Below are 17,361 nucleotides of genomic sequence, written 5' to 3'. Positions count from 1 at the left end.
ACGCAACGGCGTGGCACCGGTCCGCCCCCGCGAAGGGAGAGGGCCGCCGGCCGCGTGCGGCGCGTCAGGCGGCCGGTGGCCGAGGCAGGCGGGCCGGGATCAGAGGATCCCGACCAGCCGCTCGCAGGCGCTGGCGATCTCTTTCGGATCGCGGGCGATGCACATGCGAATCCAGCCCCGGAACTCGCGCCCGAACAGCCCGCCCGGGGCCAGGCCGACGCTGGCCTCCTCGACCATGCGCAGGCAGGAACGGTCGGCGTCGTCCTCGCCCTCGATGCGGAAGAAGGTGTACATGCCGCCCCGGGGGCGCTCCGGCAGCACCACGGAATTGGCCCGGCCGAGCACACTGTAGGCGGCGTCCATCCCGGCGCTCAGCCGGTCGCGCACCATCGTGACGGTGTCTTCGCCGCGGGTCAGCGCCGCCAGGGCGCCGGCCTGGATCATCGCCGCGGTGCCGGAGTTCATGTATTGCGTCATCGCCCGCACCACCGGCGCGACAGAGGCCGGGTGGTTGAGCCAGCCGATGCGCCAGCCGGTCATCGCCCAGGCCTTGGAAAACCCGTTGATGCACATCGCCAGATCCTCGGGCTCCGCCACCTGCAGCAGCGAGGGCGCGGCGCGGCCCTCTGCCATCAGCCGGGAATAGACCTCGTCCGAGATGATCCAGATGCCGGTCTTGCGGGAAAACGCGATCAGCGCCCGGTAGGTCTCGGGATCGGCGACCCAGCCGCAGGGGTTCGACGGGCTGGAGAAGACGATGGCCTTGGTGCGGGCATCGCAGGCGTCGAACAGCTTGTCGAGATCGAGCCGCCACTCGCCCTCTACCAGATCGAGCGAGACGGCGCGCGGCTCGGCCCCGGCGACCTGGATCGCGTGGCGGATGTTGGGCCATTGCGGCTCGACATAGACGGCGTTGTCGCCGGCCTGCAGGATCAGCGAGAAGGCCAGATGCACCGCCTGCATGCCGCCGGGGGTGATGGTGCTTCGGTCCTCGCTCAGCGGGACGCCGTGCAGATCGGACTGATAGGCGGCGAGGGCCGCGGTCAGCGCCGGGGCGCCGGCCATCTGCGGCACATAGAAGGTCTGGCCCTGATCCAGCGCGTCCTTGGCCGCCTGACGGATGTACTCCGGCGTGACCAGATCGCCTTCGCCGTACCAGAGTGCGATCAGGTCGGGCTTGTCGGCGGCCCGGGCGGCGAGAGCGGCGATATTCTCGGTCTCCAGATCCACGAGATTGCCCCGGATCGCGGCAAGGGCGGTGGTCGGGTCGATGGTCAGGCGTTTCATGGGGTCGGTCCTTCGGGCGGCGTCAGGTCGGAAGGGCGGTGCCTTCCCGGTCCGGGATGCCGGCTGCGGCGGCTGGCGTCAAGATTGGCGCGGGACCGCCGGTCAATCGGCGGGCGCGATGCGGTTCTGCTGCACCGCCTGGATGATGCGGTCGACGATCAGCCGGGATTGCTGGTAGAAGATCAGCTCGCCCGCCTCCGGCACCGGCTCGACCCGGATCAGCGGATTGCGGGTCTCCAGATCGCGGTAGCGCCTGACATCGAACACGCCGTCTTCGGTGGGGGCGAGAAACAGCATCGGGATGGTGAGCGCCTCGATCACCTCGTCGATCTCGGCCACGGCCAGCTGCAGGTCGCGGACAAAGGCGCCGTGGCCCTGTTTCAGCAGATGCGCGCAGGCGTTGCGGATCAGGGCCACCATATTGGGATCGCGGCAGGTCCGGATATCGATGGGGCGGGTGCGATAGGCGCGCTCCAGATACCAGTCGACCCCGTAATGCCGCATCATCCGGTGGCCGGATTTCGCCATCAGCTCCACCAGCCAGGGGGCGCGGGCGGCGAGCCGGGTCATGGTCTGCTGGATCGGCTGCAGCCGGTGGATGCCGCTGCGGTCCAGCACCCCGGTATAGCCGATGGCGATCAGGGCGCGAAAGCGATCGGGATTGGCGTGCTGCTCCTCCAGCAGGGGCACCAGCCCGTTGGACATGCCGATGCCGACGCAGGGGCCGGTGATCTCGTGATCCAGAAACGCCCGCAGTGCCGCCAGATTGTCGGCCCGGGCGCTCAGGTCCTGGTGCAGGCTGCTGTTGCCGTAGCCCGGCCGCGACAGGGCATAGAGCTTGACCCCGGCGCGACGTAGCCGCTCCTCCGCCTCGGCGGGCAGGATATAGGTCATCGGAAAGCCGCGCAGCATCACCGCCGGGGTGCCGCTCTCGGCCCCCATCCAGGTCCAGGCGACGACGCGGCCGTCGTCCAGCCGGATGCGGCGTTCGCGATCCAGCGGATCGTGCCAGACCGGGGCTTCGCCGCGCTGCTCCATCACCTCGCGGTTGGCCACCATCGACAGCATGCGCATCAGGTCGACATTGGTGGGGGCGCCGGCCTTGGCCATGATCGATTTGATCTGGGTCCGCACCGTCAGCCGCGACACGCCCCGCCGCTCGGCCACCTGATCGAGATTGCGCAGCTGAAAGAACAACCGTGCCACCTCCGCCTCTGCCGCGCTGAGACCGAAGGCCTGACGCAACCGGTCGGCGACCCGCTCGGTCCAGTCGACCTCAAGCGTGCGGATGGCGACATAGTGTTCGGACTGACCGTGCGTCTGGATCAGATAGGCCTCGGCCAGAAAGCTGCCGCCGGTGTCTTCGGCGCCGGTCTCCGGCGCGATGGTCAGGATGGCATGGCCGGCATTGCCCTGACCGCCAGCGGCCCGGCGCAGGGCGGCGTAATCGGCGGCGGAGGACGGGGCGATCACCGAGGGATCGAGAAAGGCGCCCTCCTGCACCCCGAAGGCCCGCTCGCCGGCGATGTTGGTGGCCGCGGCGCGCCCGTTGGGGGACAGCACGATGGCGGGTCCGGCAACATCGGTGACCGCCTTTTTCAGCGGGTCGTTCTCAACCGGGATGTCCAGCGTCTCCATGGTGCGGCGCGCCTGGGTCAGCTGGCCGAAGAGCTGACGGGAGATGCCCCGCCCCAGGGTCTTGTCGGGGCCGAGGGTATCGATCTTGGTGCGCCAGCTGGCGACCATCTCCTCGAAGGCGTCCTGATCTACGATGGAGCGATAGGTGGTGGCGATGATCTCCAGGTCGATGGGTTCGGCGGTGCCGGCTTCCTCGGCCGGCTCCCAGCTGTCGGGGTCGAACAGGAATTTCTGATCGCCCAGCGAGAGGTCGTCGCGCTTGTCGGTCATGACATCCGGCACCGCTGCCTGATCATCGTCCTCTGCCCCTCTCTGCGCGCCCGGTGGCGGGCGGTCCGAAATGATGCGCCTGAAGTGTTTGTTTCAGGAAACGGGCCTTTGGGCAATGCCGCAGGCGCCTTTGCCGGTTCCGGCGGCGCGCTGCCTTGCGCCCGGTCGGGAAAGCCGGTAGCGGGGGTTTCCCCGTCGCAAAGGTGCCCCATGCTGACCGATACGCTCGCCATCGACTTCGGAACCTCGAATTCCGCCGCCGCCATTCTGGAGGGCGGTCATATCCGTCGACTGCCGATCGAGGCGGGTGCCGAGACGCTGCCGACGGCGGTGTTCTTTCCGGCGGACGGCGGACCGATGGTGCTGGGCGCGGCGGCGGCCGAGGCGCTGATCGCCGGCGAGGAGGGGCGGTACATGCGGGCACTGAAAAGCGTTCTGGGCACATCGCTGCTGCATGAAAGCCGGCTGATCGGCGGCCGCCGGCGCACCATCGCCGAGATCATCGCCGATTTCCTGCGCCACCTGCGTCAGCGGGCCGAGGCCGGCACCGGCCGGCGGTTCACCCGGGCGCTGTCGGGGCGGCCGGTGCATTTTCACACCAACGCCCCCGAGCTCGACGCCCAGGCCGAAGCCGACCTGCGCGCCTGCTATGCCGCCGCCGGCTTTGACGAGGTCCGCTTTCTGGCCGAGCCGGAGGCTGCGGCGATCGCCAGCCACGGCATGGGCAACCGGGGCGATCTGGGGCTGATCGTCGATATCGGCGGCGGCACCTCGGATTTCTCGGTCTTCCGCAGCCAGGCGCCGGGCGCTGGCGCGCTGCCGGAGATTCTGGCCAGCCACGGTATCCGGCTGGGCGGCACCGATTTCGATCACGCCGTCTCCATGGCGCATGCGATGCCGGCGCTGGGCTATGGCGGCCAGCTGCGCCGCGAGATGGGCGCCGGGCTGCTGCCGGTGCCGCACGCGCTCTATGTCGATCTGGCGACCTGGGCCAAGATCCCGTTTCTCTATACCCCCGAGACCCGCCGCGCGGTGGCGCGGATGGCGAAACTGGCAGTGGCGCCCGAGCAGATGGGCCGGCTGGTCACCGTGCTGGAGGAAGAGCTGGGCCATGAGCTGGCCTTCGCGGTGGAAAAGGGCAAGATCGCGGCCAATTCCGGCGTGGCGGAGGCCTGGGTCGAGATGGGGTTCATCGACCGCGGCTTGCGGCAGCCGGTGACCGGCGACAGCCTGGACCGGGCGCTGACCGCCTATCGGGCCGAGCTGCGCGCGGCGGCGGCAGAGACGCTGCAGCTGGCCGGCGTCGCCCCGGAGGCGATCGGCCGGGTGATCCTGGTCGGCGGCTCCAGCTTGATGCGGGCGGTGTCGGAGGAGGCCATGGCGCTCTGTCCCGATGCCACCGTGCTGCGCTCGGAGGCCTTTACTGCGGTGGTCGACGGGCTGGCGCTGGCGACCGCGGCCTGAACCGCGCCGGCCGGCCAGGAGATCGGCTCTGAGGACCGGCGCCAGATATCGGTGCTAGAGATCGGCGCAGAGCGGTTTCGCCCGGGCGCCGAGCGCGGCGCAGGCGGCCTCTGGTGACAGGATCAGCAAAAGCCCGCGCTTGCCGCCGTTGATCACCACTTCCTCCAGCGCCATCGCCTCCGCCTCGAACAGGATCGGGACCCGCTTGCGCTGGCCGAAGGGGCTGATGCCGCCGGTGTGATAGCCGGTCAGCTTCTCGGCCTTCTCGGGCGCCATCATGGCGGCGGATTTGCCGCCGAAGCCGGCGGCGACCTTCTTCATCGACAGGCTGCGGTCGCCGGGGACGACGGCGCATGCGGGCTTGCCGTCGACCTCGACCATCAGCGTTTTCAGCAATTGCCCGGCCGGCAGCCCGACCGCCTCCGCCGCCTGCAGCGCCACCCGTTCGGTGCCGGGATGATAGTCGTATTCGACGGTGCGGAAGGGTACTTTCGCCCGGGTCAGAAAGCTGGTGGCGGGGCTGGCCTTGCTCATCTATCGGTCTTTCCTTGCTGTGGTCCGCGCGGCCGCCGGCGGTGCGGGTCGAAGCCCATTTCGCCGTCGATCCAGGTCATCAGCACATCCACCACATAGGCCTGTTCACGTGGGCTGAGCGGTCGGCCGCGCCGCAGCCCGTGCCATTTCTCCAGACAGCCGCGGCAGCAGCAGCCGGTGGCGTGCTGGGCGATGAACACCGGGTGGCCGCGCATCGGCGTCTGGCGGCCATCGTTGCGCGGCGCCTCGGGCGCCAGCCGCCCGGCGATGAAATCGCGGGCGTGATCGGCGATGGTGCCGCGCCCCTTGGCATCGGCATAGGCGCGCTCCCGCGGGCCGAGACGAAAGCGGCTGCGGAAATCCGACCGGGCGAGCCGGGCAAAGAGAGCTGAGTGAGCGGTCATGTGCAGGGTGTCCTGCCTTGGTGATAGCGTTCGGCGGCGGCGGTGAAAACCCCGACCCGGGGGGCAAGCTGCCGCAATCGGATGCACCCGCCATGCCCCGCCGGGCCGGAGGGTGCGATAGCGGTTCAATCCACGGCGGGGAGCGGGTATGGCGGTGAGAGAGCGGATCGCGGGCAGGGGCGCAGAGGCATGGCTTGGGGCAGGGGCAGAGGCGCGGGACGGGTGCGGGGCATGGCCCTGGGCCTCGCTGTCGTGGTCTCGGCGGGGCTGGCCATGCCGCTTCGGGCGGATCCGCCGCTGACCATCGGCGTGCTCGATTACCAGGGCGCGCGCCATTCGCTCAGCCATTGGGATGCGACGCTGCAGGGGTTGCGCCAGGCGCTGCCGCAATACGATTTCCGGCTGCGCGCGCTCGATATCCACGCGCTGGCGGAGGCACTGGCGGCGGGAGAACTGGATTTCGTCATCACCAACCCCGGCCATTATGCCGAGCTGGAATACGACTATCACATCAGCCGCATCGCCACCGCCGAGGGCGATGCGCCCGTTGCCTCGACCCTGGTGACGGCGCAGGATCTGGAGGCCCTGGGGGATCTGGCCGGCAAGCGGCTGGCGGTGGTGGCGCCGGAGGCCTTCGGCGGGTTCCAGGTGATCTGGGGCGAGATGGCGGCCCGAGAGCCGGGACTGCGTGGCCGGGTCGAACTGGCGGTGACGGGCTATCCGATGCGTCGCGCCGCCGACGCGCTGCTGAGCGGGCAGGCCGATGCGGCGGTGCTGCGCGCCTGCATGCTGGAGGAGCTGCAGGCCGCCGATCCGGACCGGTACGGCGGGCTCCATGCCTTCGCGCTGAAGCCCGGCCCGGTGGAGGGCTGCGCGGTGTCGAGCCCGGTCTATCCCGGCTGGCCCTTTGCCAAGGCGCGGCAGACGCCCGCCGATCTGGCCAAGCAGGTGGCGGTGGCGCTGCTGAGCCAGCGGGGAGAGACGCTCTGGACCGTGCCGCTCGATTACCAGCCGGTGCACGATCTGCTGCGGCGGCTGCAGATCGGCCCCTATGCCCGCACCGGTCCGGTGTCCCTGAGCGACTTCGCCGAGGATTACCGCGACTGGCTGATCGGCCTGTTTGCGGCGCTGGCCTTCTGGGCGATCTATTCGGTGCGGATCGAAACCCTGGTCCGCCGCCGCACCCGCGCCCTGAAGGAGGCCAACGCCCAGCTGACGCGGGAGATCGCCGAACGCCAGCGGGCGGAGGAGGCAGATCGCACGCATCAGCGCGAATTGGAACATGTGGCACGGTTGTCGATCATGGGGGAAATGGCCTCCTCCATCGCGCATGAGCTGAACCAGCCGCTCAGCGCCATATCCAACTATGCCCAGGGTTGCCTGCTGCGGCTGAAGAACGGCATGTTCAGCGAAGACGACATGCAGCGCGCGGCGGTGGAGATCAGCCAGCAGGCCGATCGCGCCGCGATGGTTATCCGCCGCATCCGCGCCTTCGTGCGCAAACGCGAAAGCCTGATGCGACCGGTCGATGTCGCCGAACTGCTTGAGGAATGCGCCGCATTGTACGAGGCGGTGACCAACCGCGCCGGTGTCACGGTGGACCTGGCGCCCGACGACGATCTGCCGCCGGTGATGGCGGATCGGATCCAGCTGCAGCAAGTGGTTCTGAACCTGGTGCAGAACGCGGTGGACGCGATGGGCGATGTGGCCCCCGAGGCGCGGCAGATGACCATTCGCGCCGCCCGCCAGCTGGGTGCGGAGGGGCAGCCGGGGCTCTGCATCTCGGTGCGCGATCGCGGCCATGGGATGGATGCACCGGCGCTGTCGCATTTCGCCGAACCCTTTCGCACCACCAAGCCGGAGGGCATCGGGCTGGGGCTGGCGCTGTCGCATTCCATCGTCGAGGCGCATGGTGGCTGGATGCGGGCGGAAACGCCGGCGGACGGGATCGGCCTGCGGGTCAGCCTCTGGCTGCCGGAAGGAGGGCTGACATGACCGGGGAAGACGCGGTGATCCATATCGTCGACGACGACCGCGCCGCCCGCGAGGGGCTGGGGTTTCTGCTGTCGTCGCTGGGGCTGCGCACGGTCTCGCACGGCTCTGCCGCCGATCTGCTGGCAACGCTGATGCCGGATGAGATCGGTTGTATCCTCGCCGATGTGCGGATGCCGGGGATGACCGGGCTGGAGCTGCTGGAGGAGCTGGAGCGGCGTGGCTGCCCGCTGCCGGTGATCATGATCACCGGTCATGGCGACGTGCCGATGGCGGTGCGGGCGATGCGGCTGGGCGCGATGGATTTCTTTGAGAAGCCGGTGAACGGCATGGCGCTGGTCGACCGGATCCGCGAGGCGCTGGAGCTGAGCCGCACCCGTGCCGGCGCCGAGAGGGAAAAGGCCCAGCTGGCCCGCCGCGTCGCCAGCCTGACCTCGCGCGAGGTCGAGGTCGCCCAGGGGGTATTGCGCGGGCTGCAGAACAAGCAGATCGCGCATGAACTGGGGATCAGCCTGAAGACGGTGGAGGTCCATCGCCACAATGCGATGGAGAAGATGGGCGCGACCAGCGCCGCCGATCTGGTGCGTCTGCTGGTGGCGGCGGGCTGGAGCACCGGCTGAGGGGCGAGTGTCTTGGGGCGGGCGTCGAGGCCGGGCACCTGTTGGGGCGGTCTCAGGACGGCCGGCTTCCGATCACGCCAGCGGGGATGCGGCTTGATATCCAGTGCGCCGCGGGCTTTCCCACAAGTATCAGGACCAGGCCGACGGTGACCGGGACGGCGGCGAATAACGCGTCGGTTCCGGTGGTTTCGCCCAGGGCCACCACGCCGAGACCGAGCGTAACAACCGGAACGCCGCCCGCCCGGGTGATCAGCACGACCCCAGCGTCGTCAGCGCCAGCCCGATCAATCTTGCGCCGCCGATCCGATCACCCAGGATCGCCCTGCCCAGCAGGACAGAGACGATGGCCATCGCCCCCGGGTTGAGGGCGCCCGCCGCCGCCGCCGCGGTTTTCATGGCAAGGGCCACCAGCAGCACATAGGGCGCCCCGAAGCAGACCACCATCGCACCGAGACCCATCACCCCCAGCCGGTCGGTTCCCCGTCCGCGCCGCAGGGCGATGGGGGCGAGGAGCAGGCCGGCCACCGCGAACCGCAACATGGTCAGATCATAGGCGTTCAGGCTGGTCGTCACGCCAAGCCGCAGCATCACCAGCGCCCCTGACCAGACCAGGATCGCCACCGCCGCCCAGCCAAGGCCTGCCGGAAAATTCCGTGAATGGATCGACATCGCTTCTCCTTCCATGCCGGTCGGAGATTAGGCTTTGAGAGATGTTCGGAAAAACGATATGATCTTATTTTATGGTGCAGGAAAACGAAACGAATGCCGTCGCCGCGCCGCATGATCTTGGCATCTCCCTTGTCCCGGCCCTGTTGCGGCGTCTGGCCGAGGTTCACCCGGACGTTCATGTCGACGTCCGGCTGGGGACCAGCGACGCCGTGCAGATGAGCATCACCGAGGGGACCGCCAATCTGGCCCTGTTCAATGACGTCGGCCCGTCGGCCGTCCCAGCCCGCGACCTGTTCTCGGAGCCGCTGAAATGGCTGGTTCTGGATGGCGGGCGCGCGGTGGAGCAAGAGCCGCTCCCCCATATTCGCGCGGCCGACGATGGCACTGAACTGGCGAAGGTCGTCATCGACCTGATGCGCCTGCCGGTGGCGGCGGGCCGAGAGGGGTGAGGGGAAAGCCTGGTGCTTCGCGCGCTCGCAGGAAGGGGCTGTGCCGTCATCGCGGCACTTGTTGTCGGGCCAGTCTGCGCAGACGCCGAACAATGACATTTCCGGCTCCCGATAACAGAGCGCCGAACAATGACGAGAGAGCACCGAAGATCCCGATCACCAGCCCGTAGACTTCATCGGCATATCGCATCGTCAGCCTTGTCACTCTCTGCTTTCCCAATATCGCCAGGTAACCTGCGGTTTGCCTGTGCCACGCGTCAGACGCCTTGCTGATCATCCTCAGGTCGTCGGTGTTCGTGCTGATCTTCAACAGGTGCATTCCCTGCGGCATTCCGGTCTGGTTGACGATGTTTCCGATTGAGGACGCGACCTCTATTGCGGGGCGCAGGGCGTGCATTCGCAAGACTGTTTTCAGGTCATCGAGACGTCGCACCTTTCGAAGACCGGCCCAGTCAATACCGTTTCGGGCGGCATGCATGAGAACCCGAGCGATTTGCGGGGGGATCTTGTTCGCGCGATGGGCAAATTTCAGGAAACCGGCGCCCGCCTTGATCGAAAGGGAGGTCCCCGCTGTCGATACGCTCAGCACGGTTGCACTGAGCCCGATCACTGAGAATGCGACGTCGAGTTCATCGATATCCTCCCCGTTCCAGTAGCGCGTTCCGGCGCGGCCTAGGCTGGCGATATCGCCGAGTGGGGTCAGGTCAATCGCAATTCCGCAGACCATTGCCGTCGATGTCTCGCATGTACTTCTGTCCCAGACACAGAGGGAACACTCGCGCAGCGAGCGGAGCATGGAATGATCATCCCCGAAGGCTTGTTCCAGAGCTTCAGAAAGGTCTTCGGAGATTTCGATCTCTCTCCGTTCGGCAATTCGCTTCAGACTCTCGATGATGACCCAGTTGCGTGGGCTTTCATTCAGTTGCGATTGGAGCTCCTGCTCCAGCCTGGCATGATCGACCTCTTCGAAGACCGTTTCGGTCAGGCGTTTGGTGACAATGGAGTGTGTCTCTTCGACGAGCAGTTTGCCCCCGGTGCCGGTCACGAGGTGGCAGATGTTCCAAACGGCCAGCAGCAGAAAGCCGAGACTCAACAGAGCAAGTATTGTTCGTGCAGCTCTGGCGATCATGGTCTCTTCGAATGCCGTATTTGGTGGCGAGGTTTCTGTGCGGGCCCGCTTTGCTCCCATCGGTCTGGCGCCAGTATTTGGGCCAGTCAGGGCCAAAGCGATCGGCGGGCATATGCAGGGTACTGTCTGCGCCTCATTGGAGCAAAGAGATTGATCGGACAGGCTTCTGCCTGGGGGGCTGCATGCCGCCAGTGCCGCCGCGCGTGCCGCGTCGCGGTTTCCCGTCAGGGCGGATACCCCGGATTGCCGCTCCTGGGGAGCCTCCCCCAGCCTCCACTTGATCCAGATCATCCGTGCCCTTGGGGTTAACCCCTAGCCGGCCCGGGTTTCCGCCGATATCGCCGCCGGCTGAGGGCGCCTAGATTGGCTTCGATCTGGTTACAGGAAGGATGAGCCAATGGATGCGACCCGACGCGGCTTTCTCGGCGCGGTTGGACGGGTGACCATCGGCGCCGCGGCCTCGGTCGCCGGTGCCAGCCAGTCCGCCGGCGCGGCAGGGGCCGCCCCCGACGACAGCGGCCACAGGCCCCATTGGGGCATGGTGGTCGATCTCAGGAAATGTATCGGCTGCCAGGCCTGCACCGTGGCCTGCATCATGGAAAACGACGTGCCGGAGGATGCCTTCCGCACCCATGTCTCGGTCTACGAGCTGGTGAAGGATGGCCAGGACCCGGCGATGGTGATGCTGCCGCGGCTGTGCAACCACTGCGACAACCCGCCCTGCCTGCCGGTCTGCCCGGTGGAGGCGACCTTCAAGGCGGAGAATGGCGAAGTGCTGGTCGATGCCAGCAAATGCGTCGGCTGCGCCTATTGCGTACAGGCCTGCCCCTATGACGCGCGGTTCATCAACCACGAGACGCAGACGGCCGACAAATGCACCTTCTGCTTTCACCGCACCAGCGTCGGCCTGCTGCCGGCCTGTGTGGAGACCTGCGTCGGCGGCGCCCGCAACTTCGGCGATCTCAACGATCCCGACAGCGAGGTGTCGCGGATGCTGCGTGACAACGAGGTCTCGGTGCTGCGCCCCGAGATGCACACCAATCCGAATGTCTATTACATCGGGCTCGACGACGTGCTCGACGGGCGGGTGGCCGGCGAGGCCGCCTATCACGCCGAGATGGTTGCCGGCCCCGGACATGATGCCGCTCAGCATGGGGAGGGCTTGTGATGCAGGTTCAGATCCACGAACTCGTCGGTGCCGTGCACGAGGCAGCCTGGCTGCCCTGGGCGGTGCAGTATTTCTTTCTGATCGCGATCTCGGTCACGGCGCTGCTGATGGCGCTGCCGGGGTTCCTGTCGGGCCGGGCGGATCAGCTGCCGCGGGCGCGGCTGGCGCTGATGGTGGCGGTCACCACCGGCATCACCGCGCCGATCGCGCTGCTGGCCGACCTGCACCAGCCGTTCCGCTTCTGGGAATTCTTCGTCTATACCCACAAGACCTCATGGATGGCGTGGGGCGCCTGGGTGGTGCCCTCCTATGTCGGGCTGACGCTGGCCTTCGCCTGGGCGGTGCACCGGCCCGGGTTCGCCAGCCTCGGGCGTGAGGACTGGCGTTTTGCCTGGCTGTTCCGCTGGCTGTCGCTGGGCGGAGAGAGCAACTGGTTCGCCCGTCCGCTGGGGATCGCCGCCGGCGCCGCCGCGCTGGGGATCCTCGTCTACACCGGGATGGAGGTGATGGTGGTCCGCGCCCGGCCGCTGTGGAACACGCCGTTCCTGCCGCTGCAGTTCGCCGCCACCGGTTGCGTCGGCGCATTGGGGGTGATGCTGGTGCTGGAACGCGCGCTCTGCCGTGCCCCGGCACTGGAGGCCCGGCTGAACCGGCAATTGGCGCTGGCGCTGGCCGTGGTGGGGGCGTTGGGGGTGGCCTGGTTCGCGCTGGCCTCCTCCGGGCTGTCGCCCAGACATGCCGAGGCGCTGGCCTCTGTCGCCGGCTTCCCGGTCTGGTACCGGATCGCCACCTGGGGCGCGCTGGCCATCGCGGTACCCTTCGTGCTGGCGCTGGCTCTGCCGCGCAACACCGGCTGGGTCACCGGGCTGATCGCGATCCATGCGGCCTGGATGTTCCGCTGGACCGTCTTCATGGGTGGCCAGGCGGTGCCCAAGGTCGGCTCCGGGCTCTACGACGCGCTGATGCCGGCCGGGCTCGACGGGCTGATGGGGGTGATCGGGACCTTCGGGCTCTGGATTTTCCTGCTGATCGCCTACACCACTTTCCTTCCCTGGCAGGAGGCCGGCGCACCGCAGGATCGCGCCCATCCCGCCACGCCGGCCAAATCCGCCGGGTCTTTCTGAGGAGCACAGCCATGACGAACCGTCGCAATATCCTCAAGGGCGCAGCCGCCGCCGGTGCCCTGGGCACCTTCGGGGTGGGCTATGCGCCGACGCTGAAGAAACTGGCCAAGGGCAAATGGTCGGGCGAGGTGCCCGATGCCGCGATCACCGGCAATTCGCTGAAACCCGAATACCGCATCGATCCGGTGACTGGCGATCTGGAGCCGAACCCCGAGATCGCGATGAGCTATACGATGTGCATCGGCTGCACCACCATGTGCGGGGTGCGGGTGAAGGTCGACAAGGCCGAGAACAAGGTGTTGCGGGTTACCGGCAACCCTTACAGCCCGATGAGCACGGATCCCTTCATCCCCTATGAGTCGTCGGTGCGCGAAAGCTTCCTGGCAATGGCGCAGACCGGCAAGGGCGGCGGGCTGACCAACCGTTCCACCGCCTGCGGGCGGGGCAACGCGGTGTTGCAGCAGGTCGACAACCCGCGCCGGGTCCTGAAGCCGCTGAAACGGGTCGGGCCGCGCGGGTCGGGCAAATGGCAGACGATCAGCTTCGAACAGCTGATCGAGGAGGTGGTCGAGGGCGGCGATCTGTTTGGCGAGGGCCGGGTGGCCGGCCTGCGCGAGATCCGCGATCTGGAGGCGCCGGCGGTGCCGGGTGCGCCCGAATTCGGGCCGCGCGCCAACCATCTGGTGTGGATGAACTGCGTCGACGACGGCCGCGACAACTTCGCGCTGCGCTGGCTGAAGCAGAGCTTCGGATCGAACAACTTCACCCGCCACGGGTCATACTGCGGTGGTGCCTATCGCTCCGGTTCGGGCGCGATGTTCGGCGATTTCAAGAAGATGCCGCATGCCAAGCCGGACTTCCTGGAAACCGAATTCGCCATCTTCGTCGGCACCGCCCCGGGCAACGCCGGCAACCCGTTCAAGCGGGTCGGCAACCTGATCGCCAAGGCGCGGTCCGACGGGAACATGAAATACGTCGTCATCGACCCGGTCCTGAACAATGCGCAGAACGGCCCCTCGGGCGAGCGGTCGCGCTGGATCCCGATCAAGCCGGGCCAGGACAGCGCCTTTGCCATGGCGATGATCCGCTGGATCCTGGAAAACGACCGGTTCAACGCGACCTATCTGGCGCAGCCGACCAAGGCGGCGGCGGATGCGGCGGGCGAGCCGAGCTATTCCAACGCCACCCATCTGGTGATCATGGAAGACGGCCATCCGCGCTATGGCCGGTTCCTGCGCGGCTCCGACATGGGGCTGGCGATCGGGGGCGAGGCCTATTCCGACGCCGATCCCTTCATGGTCGCCGCCGAAGCAGGACCGGTCCCGGCCGGCGACAGCGCCGCGCCGCTCTTCTTCGACGGCAAGGCGGTCACGTCGACAGGGGCGGTCGCCGTTCGCACCGCGCTCAGCCTGCTGCGGGACGAGGCGATGTCGCATGAGATGGCGGACTATGCCGAGGCCTGCGGCATTCCGGTCGACACGATTGCGGATCTCGCCCGCGAATTCACCAGCCACGGCCGCAAGGCGGCGGTGAACTCGCATGGCGGCATGATGTCGGGGACCGGGTTCTACAACGCCTATGCGCTGATGATGCTGAACACGCTGATCGGCAACCTGAACTGGAAAGGCGGCACGATGATCGCCGGCGGCTGGTTCCCAGACAACAAGGGCCCGGCCTATGATCTGGCGAAATTCCCCGGCGCGGTGAAGGCCAAGGGGCTGCCCTTCGGGCGCAACGTGCCCTATGAGAAAACGACCGAGTTCAAGACCAAGAAGGCCGCCGGCAAGGCCTATCCGGCGGACGGGCCCTGGTATCCCAACGCGCCGGGGCTGGCCACCGAATGGATGAGCTCTCTGGTCAACGGCTATCCCTATCACGCCGAGGCGCTGATCTTCCGCAATACCAACCCGATCTACGGGGTGCCGGGCGTCGCCCATCTGGTCGAGAAGATCAAGGACCCGGCGGTGGTGCCGCTGATCATCTCGATCGATCCCTTCATCAACGAAAGCTCGGCGATCTCCGATTACATCGTGCCGGATTCGGTGATGTATGAAACCTGGGGCTTCACCAAGCCCTGGGGCGGGGTGGCGACCAAGGCGACCACCGCGCGCTGGCCGGTGATCGAGCCGAAGATGGAGAAGAACGCCGACGGCGAACGTGTCGGCATGGAGACCTTCCTGATCGCGGTGGCCAAGCGCATGGGGCTGCCCGGGTTCGGCGACCGGGCGATCCCGGATGCCGATGGCAATCTGCATCCGCTGAACCGGGCCGAGGACTGGTACCTGCGCGGCGCCGCCAATGTGGCGATGCTGGGCAAACCGGTGATGGAGGCGACTGACGACGATATCGACCTGTCCGGGGTGAGCCGTATCCGCGCCGATCTGGAGGCGGTGCTGAAGCCCGACGAATGGCGCCGCGCCGCCACCATCTACGCCAAGGGCGGCCGCTATGAGAACATCGAGCGGACCTATCAGGGCGACAAGGCCACCTATGCCTTCGGCGCGCCGATGATGGTCTGGAACGAGGGGCTGGGCAGCTTCCGCCGGGCCACCACCGGCCAACGGATGCCGGGCAGCCCGAGCTGGCAGCAGGCGGAATTCGCCGATGGCAGCAAGATGCGCGATCACTACCCGCAGGCGGACTGGCCGGTCTCGGTGGTCAGCTTCAAGTCGCCGCTGCAGAACTCCTATTCTGTGGGGGCCAAGGCGCTGCTGCGGATCGTCTCCTCCAACCCGGTGACGGTGGGCCGGGCGCTGGCCGAGGCGCACGGGATCAGCACCGGCGACATGGTGCGGCTGACCACGCCGGGCGGCACGCTGGAGAGCGTCGCGGTGGTGCGCGACGGCATCGCGCCCGACACCGTGGCGATCGAACACGGCTATGGCCACAAGGGCTTCGGTGCCACGGACATCACCATCGACGACGACACCTGGCCCGCCGATCCGCGGCTGGCCACGGGGGTTCTGCTGAACGATCTGGGCATGGTCGATCCGACCCGGCCGAATGCCGGGGTCTGGGTCGATCCGGTGTCGGGCACGGCGGTGCGGCAGGGGCTGCCGGCGCGGATCGAGCGGATCTGATCTACTGGGTCGCTCAGCGATGAAACCGGGGCGCTCTGGCGCCCCGGTGTCGTTTCCGGCTCAGAGCAGGGCGCGCACCCGCGCCTTGACCGCCTCGATATCGTTGGCGATCTCTTCCGGTCTCGCCCCGGCGGCGCGGGGGGCGAAGGGGGCCTGTCCCGGGCCGGGGCAGAAGCCCAGAACCTCTGTCACCGTCTCGTTGAATTTCACCGGATGCGCTGTCGACAGCACCACCTGCGGCGCGCGGCCTGCCGGGGTGCGGGCGGCGGCCTCCAGCGCCACGGCGGTATGGGGGTCGGCGACATATCGCGTGGCGGAATGGGTCGCGGCGATCCGGTCGCGGCAGGCTTGCTGGCCGACGGCTTCGGCACCGAAGCCGGCGCGGAACCGGGCCAGCGCCGCCTCGGGCAGGGTGAAGCCGCCCTGCCGGTCGAGCCCGGCCATCAGCTGACAGAGCGCGGCCGGGTCCCGCTCCAGCAGATCGAACAGCAGCCGTTCGAAATTGGAGGCGACCTGGATATCCATCGCCGGCGTGATCGTGGGGGTCAGTGCCGTGGGCGCATAGCGGCCGGTGGCATGGACGCGGGCGAGGATGTCGTTTTCATTGGTGGCGATGGTCAGCCCGGCGATCGGCGCCCCCATCCGGCGCGCCACATATCCGGCATAGATATCGCCGAAATTGCCGCTGGGCACCACGAAGTTGACGCCGGTTTCCGGCAGCCCCAGTGCCAGACAGGTGGTGATGTAATAGACCGATTGGGCGACGATCCGGCCCCAGTTGATCGAATTGACCGCCGAGAGGGATACCGCCTCGCGAAACGCCTCATCGGCGAAGAGCGCTTTGACGATGCGCTGGCAGTCGTCGAAATTGCCTTCCACCGCCGCCACATGGGTGGTCTCGCTGCAGAGCTCCAGCATCTGCTCCTGCTGGAAGGGCGACACCCCGCCCCTGGGAAAGAGAAACAGCACCCGGATGCCGGCGCGCCCGGCAAAGGCCCTGAGCGCGGCGCCGCCGGTATCGCCGGAGGTGGCGCCGACGATGGTCATCTCGCGGCCCTCCTGGGCCAGGAAATGCGCCATCAGCGGCGCGATCGCCTGCATGGCGAAATCCTTGAAGGCGAGGGTGGGGCCGTGAAACAGCTCAAGCACCCATTGCCTGGGACCGGTCTGCACCAGCGGCGCCACCGCCGGGTGTCCGAAGTCGTCATAGGCCTCGGCCAGCAGGGTGCGCAGCTGCTCCGGCGCGATGCTGTCGCCGGCGAAGCGGCGGATCACCTCGAAGGCCACGTCGGTATAAGAGGCGCCGCGCAGGGCGGAGAGCTCGGCGGCGGTGAACCGCGGCCAGTCGGCGGGGAGGTAGAGCCCGCCATCGGGCGCCAGCCCGGTCAGGATCGCGGTCTTGAAATCGACGGCGGGCGCCTGCCCGCGGGTGGAGATATACTGCATGTCTTCTCTCGGGCCCGGGAGGGCGAAAAGGGGAAGGGGAAAGGGGCCGGGGCGCGGGGGTCGCCGGTCGGCCGCCCCCGCTGGGAT

The 17,361-nt window shown here is 67.9% G+C and carries 15 protein-coding genes; 7 read left to right on the top strand and 8 right to left on the bottom strand.

Translation table 11 applies throughout. The annotated features are described in order from the left end of the window. Positions 1 to 99: 99 nt before the first annotated feature. Together QO033_RS19175 and QO033_RS19170 are read right to left on the bottom strand one after the other, a co-directional pair. The gene (locus QO033_RS19175) at positions 100 to 1,287 is read right to left on the bottom strand and encodes a pyridoxal phosphate-dependent aminotransferase (protein WP_284482582.1); all 1,188 of its coding nucleotides are present in this window, start codon (positions 1,285 to 1,287) and stop codon (positions 100 to 102) included. 102 nt (positions 1,288 to 1,389) lie between these two features. Next, entirely contained in the window at positions 1,390 to 3,195 is a 1,806-nt protein-coding gene (locus QO033_RS19170) for an alpha/beta hydrolase (protein ID WP_284482581.1), read from the bottom strand. Positions 3,196 to 3,405: 210 nt separating this feature from the next. On the opposite strand from QO033_RS19170, the gene QO033_RS19165 reads away from it, so the two are divergent. Continuing rightward, on the top strand, positions 3,406 to 4,659 hold the full coding sequence (locus QO033_RS19165; protein ID WP_284482580.1) for an Hsp70 family protein: 1,254 nt from the start codon (positions 3,406 to 3,408) through the stop codon (positions 4,657 to 4,659). Positions 4,660 to 4,713: 54 nt separating this feature from the next. Here QO033_RS19165 and QO033_RS19160 read toward each other — a convergent pair whose 3' ends face one another. Further along, positions 4,714 to 5,193: an aminoacyl-tRNA deacylase gene (locus tag QO033_RS19160; RefSeq protein ID WP_284482579.1), complete on the bottom strand. Its 480-nt coding sequence runs from the start codon at positions 5,191 to 5,193 to the stop codon at positions 4,714 to 4,716. Next, the gene (locus QO033_RS19155; protein WP_284482578.1) at positions 5,190 to 5,597 is read right to left on the bottom strand and encodes a DUF4186 domain-containing protein; all 408 of its coding nucleotides are present in this window, start codon (positions 5,595 to 5,597) and stop codon (positions 5,190 to 5,192) included. The genes QO033_RS19160 and QO033_RS19155 overlap by 4 nt, the downstream gene beginning before the upstream one ends. A gap of 231 nt (positions 5,598 to 5,828) precedes the next feature. Between QO033_RS19155 and QO033_RS19150 the strand changes: the two genes are divergently transcribed. Both QO033_RS19150 and QO033_RS19145 read left to right on the top strand, forming a co-directional pair. Beyond that, entirely contained in the window at positions 5,829 to 7,592 is a 1,764-nt protein-coding gene (locus tag QO033_RS19150; RefSeq protein ID WP_284482577.1) for a sensor histidine kinase, read from the top strand. Then, positions 7,589 to 8,209: a response regulator transcription factor gene (locus QO033_RS19145; RefSeq protein ID WP_284482576.1), complete on the top strand. Its 621-nt coding sequence runs from the start codon at positions 7,589 to 7,591 to the stop codon at positions 8,207 to 8,209. Before QO033_RS19150 ends, QO033_RS19145 begins: the two co-directional genes overlap by 4 nt. Positions 8,210 to 8,261: 52 nt before the next feature. Here QO033_RS19145 and QO033_RS19140 read toward each other — a convergent pair whose 3' ends face one another. Together QO033_RS19140 and QO033_RS19135 are read right to left on the bottom strand one after the other, a co-directional pair. Further along, positions 8,262 to 8,465 (bottom strand): hypothetical protein, encoded by a 204-nt coding sequence (locus tag QO033_RS19140; protein WP_284482575.1) that lies wholly within the window; start codon positions 8,463 to 8,465, stop codon positions 8,262 to 8,264. Further along, positions 8,459 to 8,878, bottom strand: coding sequence for an EamA family transporter (locus tag QO033_RS19135; RefSeq protein ID WP_284482574.1), 420 nt, complete (start codon positions 8,876 to 8,878; stop codon positions 8,459 to 8,461). Before QO033_RS19135 ends, QO033_RS19140 begins: the two co-directional genes overlap by 7 nt. 71 nt (positions 8,879 to 8,949) lie before the next feature. Between QO033_RS19135 and QO033_RS19130 the strand changes: the two genes are divergently transcribed. Further along, a complete protein-coding gene (locus QO033_RS19130; protein WP_284482573.1) occupies positions 8,950 to 9,327 on the top strand; it encodes a LysR substrate-binding domain-containing protein in 378 nt (125 codons plus the stop codon). Positions 9,328 to 9,373: 46 nt separating this feature from the next. Here QO033_RS19130 and QO033_RS19125 read toward each other — a convergent pair whose 3' ends face one another. After that, a complete protein-coding gene (locus QO033_RS19125) occupies positions 9,374 to 10,456 on the bottom strand; it encodes a hypothetical protein (RefSeq protein ID WP_284482572.1) in 1,083 nt (360 codons plus the stop codon). Between the two features lie 397 nt (positions 10,457 to 10,853). Here QO033_RS19125 and dsrO point away from each other — a divergent pair, with 397 nt between their 5' ends. From dsrO to QO033_RS19110, 3 genes are read left to right on the top strand one after another with little or no spacing between them, the layout of a single operon-like run. Next, on the top strand, positions 10,854 to 11,624 hold the full coding sequence (gene dsrO, locus QO033_RS19120; protein ID WP_284482571.1) for a sulfate reduction electron transfer complex DsrMKJOP subunit DsrO: 771 nt from the start codon (positions 10,854 to 10,856) through the stop codon (positions 11,622 to 11,624). Continuing rightward, positions 11,624 to 12,748: an NrfD/PsrC family molybdoenzyme membrane anchor subunit gene (gene nrfD, locus QO033_RS19115; protein WP_284482570.1), complete on the top strand. Its 1,125-nt coding sequence runs from the start codon at positions 11,624 to 11,626 to the stop codon at positions 12,746 to 12,748. The genes dsrO and nrfD overlap by 1 nt, the downstream gene beginning before the upstream one ends. A gap of 11 nt (positions 12,749 to 12,759) precedes the next feature. After that, entirely contained in the window at positions 12,760 to 15,828 is a 3,069-nt protein-coding gene (locus QO033_RS19110) for a molybdopterin dinucleotide binding domain-containing protein (RefSeq protein ID WP_284482569.1), read from the top strand. 60 nt (positions 15,829 to 15,888) lie between these two features. Here QO033_RS19110 and thrC read toward each other — a convergent pair whose 3' ends face one another. Beyond that, on the bottom strand, positions 15,889 to 17,274 hold the full coding sequence (gene thrC / locus QO033_RS19105; protein WP_284482568.1) for a threonine synthase: 1,386 nt from the start codon (positions 17,272 to 17,274) through the stop codon (positions 15,889 to 15,891). Positions 17,275 to 17,361: the final 87 nt, after the last annotated feature.

This window comes from Pseudodonghicola flavimaris, from assembly GCF_030164425.1.
GTDB lineage: Bacteria > Pseudomonadota > Alphaproteobacteria > Rhodobacterales > Rhodobacteraceae > Pseudodonghicola > Pseudodonghicola flavimaris.
This window is presented reverse-complemented; position numbering and strand designations above follow the sequence as displayed.